At 71.0% G+C, this 7,975-nt stretch carries 7 protein-coding genes and 1 tRNA gene; 4 read left to right on the top strand and 4 right to left on the bottom strand.

What is annotated here, in order from left to right; translation table 11 throughout:
• Positions 1 to 117 precede the first annotated feature (117 nt).
• Genes RUH65_RS14650 through RUH65_RS14640 form a run of 3 tightly spaced genes read left to right on the top strand, consistent with a single transcriptional unit; the run spans position 118 to position 3,403 of the window.
• Positions 118 to 1,968 carry a DUF222 domain-containing protein gene (locus RUH65_RS14650; RefSeq protein WP_313818346.1) on the top strand — a complete coding sequence of 617 codons (1,851 nt, stop codon included), beginning with the start codon at positions 118 to 120 and terminating at the stop codon, positions 1,966 to 1,968.
• Entirely contained in the window at positions 1,929 to 2,945 is a 1,017-nt protein-coding gene (locus tag RUH65_RS14645) for an NAD(P)H-quinone oxidoreductase (protein WP_313818345.1), read from the top strand. The genes RUH65_RS14650 and RUH65_RS14645 overlap by 40 nt, the downstream gene beginning before the upstream one ends.
• A complete protein-coding gene (locus RUH65_RS14640) occupies positions 2,945 to 3,403 on the top strand; it encodes a hypothetical protein (RefSeq protein ID WP_313818343.1) in 459 nt (152 codons plus the stop codon). The genes RUH65_RS14645 and RUH65_RS14640 overlap by 1 nt, the downstream gene beginning before the upstream one ends.
• Positions 3,404 to 3,465: 62 nt before the next feature.
• Here RUH65_RS14640 and RUH65_RS14635 read toward each other — a convergent pair.
• Positions 3,466 to 3,539: transfer RNA gene (locus tag RUH65_RS14635), tRNA-Thr, on the bottom strand.
• 210 nt (positions 3,540 to 3,749) lie between these two features.
• Between RUH65_RS14635 and RUH65_RS14630 the strand changes: the two genes are divergently transcribed.
• Positions 3,750 to 4,478: an HAD family hydrolase gene (locus RUH65_RS14630; protein ID WP_313818342.1), complete on the top strand. Its 729-nt coding sequence runs from the start codon at positions 3,750 to 3,752 to the stop codon at positions 4,476 to 4,478.
• Positions 4,479 to 4,513: 35 nt separating this feature from the next.
• Here the strand turns inward: RUH65_RS14630 and RUH65_RS14625 are convergent, their stop codons facing one another.
• The 3 genes from RUH65_RS14625 to tmk all read right to left on the bottom strand — a co-directional run.
• Complete coding sequence (locus RUH65_RS14625; RefSeq protein WP_313818340.1) at positions 4,514 to 6,094, bottom strand: alpha/beta hydrolase; 1,581 nt, start codon at positions 6,092 to 6,094, stop codon at positions 4,514 to 4,516.
• Positions 6,095 to 6,138: 44 nt separating this feature from the next.
• Entirely contained in the window at positions 6,139 to 7,320 is a 1,182-nt protein-coding gene (locus tag RUH65_RS14620; RefSeq protein WP_313818338.1) for a DNA polymerase III subunit delta', read from the bottom strand.
• 8 nt (positions 7,321 to 7,328) lie between these two features.
• The coding region (tmk, locus tag RUH65_RS14615; RefSeq protein ID WP_313818337.1) for a dTMP kinase at positions 7,329 to 7,975 on the bottom strand (647 nt) is incomplete at its 5' end.

Below are 7,975 nucleotides of genomic sequence, written 5' to 3'. Positions count from 1 at the left end.
CGGGCCTTGTCCAATCGTCATCCACAACTCGGGCGCTCGTCGCTTATCGTGTCCGACCGCCTCCGTAGAGTAGTACACATGTTCGAAGCGCAACGGAGTCGCCGGAGCGAAAGTGGCGTGCCCCAGCCCGACGGCGGCGCCACCGGCAGCGCTGCTGCCGCCGCCCCCAGCGGCGTCCCGGTTGCGATCCCCGGCACGGATACCCCGGATGCCACCATTGCTGGATCTGACGGTGCGCGGGTGCCGGTGACTGCGGTGCCGGTCAACGCGCTTCACCTCATCGGCCTGCGCCAGGCCTTGGCGCTGATGGTCCCCGCCGCGGCCCTCAACCCCGATGAGCTGGACACACGGCAGGCCGTTGCATCTCCGGACGGGCCCGAGGCCGAGGCCATTGACCGGATCCAGGCTCTGGAGGCACTGAAGTCAGCCTGCGCTGCCGCCCAGGCCCGCGAGACCGCCGCCCTGCACGCTCACCGCACCCAGGTTGAAGCCGTCCAGGGCATCCCCGGGGATCGTCGGGGTCGCGGTCTGCCCGCCGAAGTCGGCCTGGCCCGGAGGGCCGGGGCGCGGGGCTCCAAACACCTCCGCCTGGCCTTGAACCTGACGGCGGATCTGCCCCACACCTTGGAGGCCCTGACCGCTGGACGCATCAGTGAAGATCAGGCTGCTGCGATCGACCGACAAACTCACTGGCTCACCTCACCCCAACGTCGGGCCGCCGATACCGCCCTGGCCGACCGGATCGAATTCCTCGGCCACCGCGAACTCGTCCAGGAAGCCCAAGCCGCGGCCCAAGGGCAAGACCCCGCCGCTGCCCTCCTACGCCAAAAACAAGCCTGCCGCGACCGGCACGTGAGTCTGAAGCCCGCACAGACCAACCCGGGCATGGCATACCTCACCGCGCTGCTCCCGATCGCCCAGGCCAGCGCCTGCTATCAAAACCTCACCACGGCCGCTGCCAGTACCTTCGCCGAAGGCGACGCCGCCGAGAGGACCCCGCAGCAGGTCCTCACCGACCTCTTCGTCCAACGACTCACCGGCCAGGCCACCGCCGACGCCGTCCCCGTCGAGATCCAACTGATCATGACCGACACCAGCCTCCTCACCGCCGCCGGCATTGTCAGCGGAGCAGTCGGGGAGAACCCAGATGCAGGCACCGAAACGAGCGCCGGCGCGAAATGCGCCGACCTCCCCGCGTGGCTGCCCGGCCAGGGTCCGATCCCGGCGCCCGTGGCACGCCGGATGATCGCCGACACCGAGGCCGAGGTCTACCTTCGCCGGCTCTACACCGCACCCACGACCGGCCAGCTCGTCGCAATGGACTCCCACCGCCGTACCTTCTCCGGACTCTTGCGCCACATGGTGCTCCTCCGTGACGGGATCTGCCGCACCCCGTACTGCGATGCCCCGATCCGGCACGTCGACCACGCCACGCCCCACCGCGACGGCGGACCCACCTCCTGGGACAACGCCTCCGGACTCTGCGTCCGCTGCAACCACACCAAAGAGAACCCCGGCTGGACTCACCATGCCACCGCCGAGGAACTGCGCGTCACCACTCCCACCGGCCATAAGTACACCAATCGCCCCCGACCCCTCACCCCACCACCGGTGCCAGACCCCGCATCCACAGGACTATCACTGAAAGGACCACCGCTGAGGGAGCCTGGACAGTCTCGGGTGAGCGCCTGCGCCACCAACACCATCGTGACCGCCACCCTGCCGAAAGCCATCCCGCATCACATGCCAGGCAGACCAGCGGCTGGTCCCTCGGATAGTCCACCGAGACCTCCGTCGAGAGCTGCGCCGGCGCTGAGGTCAACGTTGCGTTGGGAGACAGCTCACGCGACCATGCAGCCAAGCCACCCGAGTAGCCTAGAAGTAACGCTGAGAACGTTGTTGACGAGCCACCAGAGAAGGGGAGGGCCATGTCCCAGGAGCTCCATCACCACACCATGCGGGCCGTGACGTATGCCGGTGCCGGTGGTCGCGAGGTTCTCTCCGTGGAGGACCAAGCTCTCCCGGCGCCCGGACCCGGCGAGGTCCTCATCAAGGTCACTGCTGCCGGCATCAACCGTGCGGACCTGCTGCAGCGGGCGGGCAACTATCCCGTCCCGAAGGGTGCCTCGGAGGTGCCCGGGCTGGAGGTCTCCGGAACGATCGAGGAGACCGGAGCCGGGGTCGGGAATTGGGATTTCGGCACGCCGGTCTGTGCCCTGCTGGCGGGCGGTGGCTATGCCGAGTACGTGGTGGTCCCCGCCGGACAGGTGGTCCCGGTGCCCGACGGCGTCTCCCTCACCGATGCGGCCGGGCTTCCGGAGGTCGCGGCCACCTGCTGGTCCAATCTGGTCCAGCAGGCCGGCGTGGGCCGGGGCGACTGGGTACTCGTGCACGGTGGCACCGGCGGCATCGGCTCGTTCGCCCTGCAACTGCTGACAGCGCTGGGCGCGCGTCCCGTGGCGACCGCCGGCAGCGCGGACAAGGTGCAGCGGAGTCTTGAGCTGGGTGCTGAGGCGGCCATCAACCACCGTGAAGAGGACTTCGTGGCCCGGATGAAGGAGATCACCGGCGGCCATGGCGCGGACGTGATCCTGGACGTGATGGGTGCGAAGTATCTGGAGAAGAACATGGCCGCACTGGCGCGTGGCGGCCGGCTGGTGGTGATCGGCCTGCAGGGGGGTGCTTCCGGAACGCTGCCGATCGGTGCGGTCATGGGGAAGAACGCCGTGGTGACCGGGACGATGCTGCGTCCACGGCCGGCGGAGGAGAAGGCCGAGATCATGCGGGAGGTGGCCGCACAGGTCTGGCCGCTGGTCACCTCTGGAGCCATCCGCACCACCACGGATGCGGTGTTCGCCCTGGAAGACGTGGCGGCAGCCCAGGACCGCTTCGAAGAGGCGGACCGGACGGGCAAGATCCTCCTGACAACCGGGGGCAGGCCCTGATGGCCGGACCGTTCGCGCGGCGCCGGCAGGCCAAGAAGGACGAGACGGAGCTCGGGACCGACCTCTGGCGCCGGAGCCACGACTGGTTCATCCGCTCGCTAGACCGGTACTGGCAGGTCGTCCATGAGGCCCGCGCCGAGGGCACGATCCCCGAGGACGAGGTGAACGGGCTGATCAACGCCGGCAACGTGCTGGCCGAGCTGGCGCCCCGGGTGCGCCACCTGTGCGTGGAGGCCCACCGCCAGCACCCCGAGACCGGTCTGCAGATCCCCGCGTCCGGCAGCGATGTGCACCGCATCCTGTCCCGGGCCGCGAACGATCTGGCCACCACCGCCCAGGCCGCGGCATTGTTCCGGCTGGGTCAGGCCTCTCTGCACTCGGTGGGACGCCGGGCCGAGAAAGTCGTGGCGGCCGTGCAAGAAGCAGAAGAGGCCGCCGGCCTCCGCCCCGGGGCCTAGAGTCCGGAAACGAGAACGCGCCGTTGCGGGAGAACTTCCCTCAACGGCGCGTTGTCTGTCTGAGCCCCCTACCGGATTCGAACCGGTGACCTGCTCTTTACGAGGGAGCTGCTCTGGCCAGCTGAGCTAAGGAGGCGGACGCTGACACCCGGGGGTGCCACGGCTATCGATGATAGCGGGCCGGTGCCCCGCCCGGCAAAAGCAGACAGGGCGCACGGTGTTCACAACCCACAGAAGACGTTCACTTGACGTCCAACCTCAGGACAGGTGGCCGCGGTGGAGTGGTCCGAACATGATGACAGGCCCGGCACCCGCCGGGCCGTCTGTCTACGGGAGGACAGTTGTGATGATGCCTGCCATCGCCCCACCCCACCGGGACGTCCGTTCGCGGCGTCCACTGAAGCTGGCCGTGCTGGACATGTCCGGCACCACCGTGGAGGAGGGAGGCCTCCAGGACGAGGCCTTCACCACCGCGATCCTGCAGGAGGGCATCGAGCCGGGTGGCTCCCGCTCGGACGCGATGGTGGGGTACTTCCGTGAGGCCCGGGGCACCTCGCGCCACGAGATCTTCCGCTCGATCTTCGCGGAGGACCCCGTGGCGGCCCGTCGCGCCAACACCTGCTTCGAGTCCACCTATGACCGGCTGCTGGCCGCACGTGGCGTCCGGCCCGTGGACGGTGCCGCGGAGGCTGTGGCCGCACTCCGGGAGGCGGGGATGAAGATCGTGCTGACCACCGGCTTCGCCCGGCACACCCAGAACATGATCCTGGAGTCACTGGACTGGATGGGTGTCTCCGATCTCAGCCTCTGCCCCTCGGACGCCGGCCGCGGCGCGCCCTACCCGGACATGATCCTCACGGCGCTGCTGGCCCTGGACCTCGATGACGTCCGCTCCGTCATGACGGTGGGGGACACCGCCGGGGACATCCGGGCCGGCCAGCGGGCCGGTGCCGGATTGACCGTCGGCGTGCTGACCGGCTATCACGACGAGGCCGTGCTCAGCGGTGCCGGGGCGGCCGCCGTCGTGCCCTCCATCCGGGACGTCCCGGCCCTGGTGACCGGCGCGGGCTGCTGACTCGCTGACCCCGCTGGTCCGCGGGCCACGACGCCTCAACCGCAGGTCAGCCCATCCTCGGGCACCTGGCCCTCGATCAGGTAACCGTCCACGGCGGCCCCGATGCACTCTCCGGCCCGGCCGTAGGCGGTGTGCCCCTGGCCGTTCCAGGAGACAAGCACCCCGGACTCAAGCTGCTCGGCCAGCGCCGGGGCCCACTCGTACGGGGTGGCGGGATCGCCCTGGGTGCCGATGACCACGATCGGAGCTGCCCCGGGAGCGCGGGCGGGAGCGGGCTCGTCCACCGGCTTTTCGGGCCACTCGGCACAGTTCGCCCCGCCGTAGGCCAGGAACCGGCCGATGGTCGGCGAGGCCTCGTCCAGCTGCTCGGCCTGGCTGCGGAGCGTCTCGGTGTCGGACGCCGCGGAGGAGCCGAGGCAGTTGATGGCCGTGAAGGCGTCGTTGATGTTGGAGCTGTACTCGCCGTCCTCGTCCCGGCCGGCGTTCAGGTCCGCGAGGTAGAGCATCACGTCCGGGTTGCCGTTCATGGCGTCGGCGACGGCCTGGGTGAGCATCGGCCAGTTCTCGTCCGCGTACAGCGGGGTGATCAGCCCCGCGACGAAGGTGGCGGCCGGCACCTGCCGGCCGTCTGAGGAGGTCAGCGGGGACTGTTCCACCTGCGCCAGCAGTTCGCGGAGCTGCGCCACGCCGTCCTCCGCCGTGCCGGACAGGGGGCAGTCCGGGCCGGCGAGGCAGGACTCGGCCCAGGCCGTGATGGCCTCCTCGAAGGCCTCGGCTTGGCCCAGGCTCACCTCGAACTCGTCGAGCGACGGGTCCATGGCCCCGTCCAGCACCATCCGGCCCACGTTGGCCGGGAACTGCTCGGCATAGGAGGCCCCCAGGGCGGTGCCGTAGGAGAACCCGAGGTAGTTCAGCTGCTGATCGCCCAGGACGGCCCGCATCAGGTCCATGTCCCGGGCCGCGGAGTCGGTGTCCACGTGGCCGAGGATCTCACCGGTGTTCTCATCGCAGGCCTGCGCATACTCCCGGGCGGAATCGCGGACCTGGTCCAGGCCCTCGTCCGTGGAGGGGTCGATGTGCTCCTCGCGGGCAGCGTCCATCTCCTCATCGGACAGGCACTCCACCGGCGCCGAGCGGGACACGCCGCGGGGATCGAAGCCGACCACGGCGTAGTGGTCCTGGACGGCTCCGGAGACCACGTAGTCCAGGGAATCCACCACCATGTCCACCCCGGACGCCCCCGGGCCGCCGGGATTCAGCAGCAGGTGCGGGGCGCCGTCCTCGGCCCCGCCCGTCCGGACCAGGGCCAGCTCGATCCGCTCACCCTCCGGATCCGCGTAGTCCAGGGGGGCCTCCACGGTGGCGCACTCGAAGTCGCCGGCATCCTGCTCGCAGGACTGCCAGGCGGGCTCCTGGGCGTAGAGGTCCTCCAGTCCCTCCGGAACGGCTGCGGTGCCCGACGTCGGCTCCACGGCTTCGGAGATCGGCCCACCGGTCTGCCCCTCGGCCTGCTCGGCGTCCGGCCCTCCACCCGAGGTGCACCCCGTGAGGACCAGGGCGGTGGCGACGACGGCGACCAGGGCACCGGTGGTGGAGGGGAAGGGGTGCAGGCGCACGCGGGGTCCTTTCGGGACAGGGTCAGGGGCAGGGACGGCCGGGGTCAGACCAGCTCGCCCGGGCGGCGGTCCAGGATGCGGTCCGGCAGGAAACTCATCGTCATGGCCTCGAGCGCCAGCAGCGGGGGCACGTTGCCGGCCAGGCGCCGGCGTGCGGTGGCCACGGCGTCGATCCGGGCCACGGTCCGCTCGGCGGTGACCCCGTGGGCGTAGGAACCGAGTTCGTCCCGCAGGTGCTCGTTGACCAGCTCCGCGCCGGTACCCAGCTGCAGGGCCAGCACGTCCCGGAACAGGCCGGTCAGGTCGATCATCGCGCGGTCGAGGGTGTCATGCACGGAGCGCTTGTTGCGCGCCGTCTGGCTGTCCTCGAGGCGCTTGACATGGTGGCGCAGCTTGGGTGGGACCTTCTCGTCCTCCCCCAGGCCCAGGGCGCGCAGCAGGCTGGCCCTCTCCTCGGCGTTGCGGACCTCGGCCGAGGACTTCGCCTCCTCCTGGGTCACCTCCACCAGCTCCTTGGCCAGGGCCACCGCATCCGAGGTCGCCTGGATCCGCAGGGGCAGGTGGACCACGGCTTCACGGCGCTGCCGGGCGCCCTCGTCCCGGGCCAGCCGCCGGGCCATGCCCACGTGGGACTGGGAGGCCCGGGCCGCGAACAGCGCCAGTGCCGGGTCCAGGCCGTCGCGGTCCGCCAGCAGGTCCGCGACCGACTGCACCGAGGGGATGCGCAGCCCCACCGGGCGGCACCGGGAGCGGATGGTCACCAGCACGTCCGCGGGGGAGGGGGCGCACAGCATCCAGATGGTCCGGGCCGGCGGCTCCTCGATCGCCTTGAGCAGGACGTTCGTGGCGCGCTCGGTCATACGGTCCGCGTCCTCGATGATGAAGATCCGCCACCGCCCGGAGGAGGGGCGGTCCTGGGCGAGGGAGATCAGCTCGCGGATCTCGTCGATCTTGTACGTGACGTTCTCGGTGGCCACGACCTTGACGTCCGCGTGCGTCCCCGCGTGCACGGTCAGGCAGGCGTGGCAGTGGCCGCAACCGCGCTGGGCCGGGTCCGCCACCTCGCACTGCAGCGCCTGGGCGAACGCCCGCGCGGCGTTGGACCGCCCGGACCCGGGCGGACCGGTGAACAGCCAGGCATGGGTGGGGGCGTCCATGGTCGCGGCCCGGGACAATTGCCCGACGGCGGCCTCCTGGCCCGCGAGTTCGGCCCACGCGGGTGCCATGGCGGCGCTCATCGGCCGGCCACCGCGGGGGCGGCCCGGCCCCAGACCTCGGCGGCGATCTCGGCGGCGGGCCGGGCGGCGTCGAGCACCAGGTAGCGCTCCGGGGCCTGAGCGGCGCGGTCCGTGAAGGCGGTGCGGATGCGCTGGTGGAAGGGCTCGGGCTCGGACTCCAGGCGGTCCGGGCCGGTGCTGCCGGCGGCCTGCTCGCGGCCGGCACGGCGGGTGGCGGCGGTGCCGGTGTCCACGTCCAGCAGGACGGTCAGGTCCGGGTGCAGCCCGCCGGTGGCCCACTCGTTGATCCCCGCCACGGTGTCCGTGCCGAGGTCCCGGCCGGCACCCTGGTAGGCCACGGAGGAGTCCACGTAGCGGTCGGTCACCACGGTGCGTCCGGCGGCCAGGGCCGGGCCGATCAGCTGGCGGACGTGGGCCGATCGCGCGGCGGCGAAGATCAGCGCCTCGGTCACCGGGTCGATGGGGGCGTGGACCGGGTCCAGCACGAGGGAGCGCAGTTGTTCGCCGACGTCCGTGCCGCCCGGCTCACGCGTCAGCAGCACCTCGTGGCCTTCGGACGTCAGCCGTTCGGCGAGCATGCGCGCCTGAGTGGACTTGCCGGAGCCGTCCCCGCCCTCGAAGGCGATGAAGAGACCCCGCGGAC

Origin of the sequence: Citricoccus sp. (assembly GCF_032154715.1) — a bacterium.
In the GTDB taxonomy this organism is placed as follows: Bacteria; Actinomycetota; Actinomycetes; order Actinomycetales; family Micrococcaceae; genus Citricoccus.
Note: the sequence above shows the minus strand (reverse complement) of the source record. Positions and strands in the feature narration are given on the sequence as shown.

Coding starts and splice junctions, on each gene's coding strand:
- RUH65_RS14645 (WP_313818345.1), top strand. CDS start 1,929: ATGTCCCAGGAGCTCCATCACCACACCATGCGGGCCGTGACGTATGCC.
- RUH65_RS14640 (WP_313818343.1), top strand. CDS start 2,945: ATGGCCGGACCGTTCGCGCGGCGCCGGCAGGCCAAGAAGGACGAGACG.
- RUH65_RS14630 (WP_313818342.1), top strand. CDS start 3,750: ATGATGCCTGCCATCGCCCCACCCCACCGGGACGTCCGTTCGCGGCGT.
- RUH65_RS14620 (WP_313818338.1), bottom strand. CDS start 7,320: ATGGCACCCGCGTGGGCCGAACTCGCGGGCCAGGAGGCCGCCGTCGGG.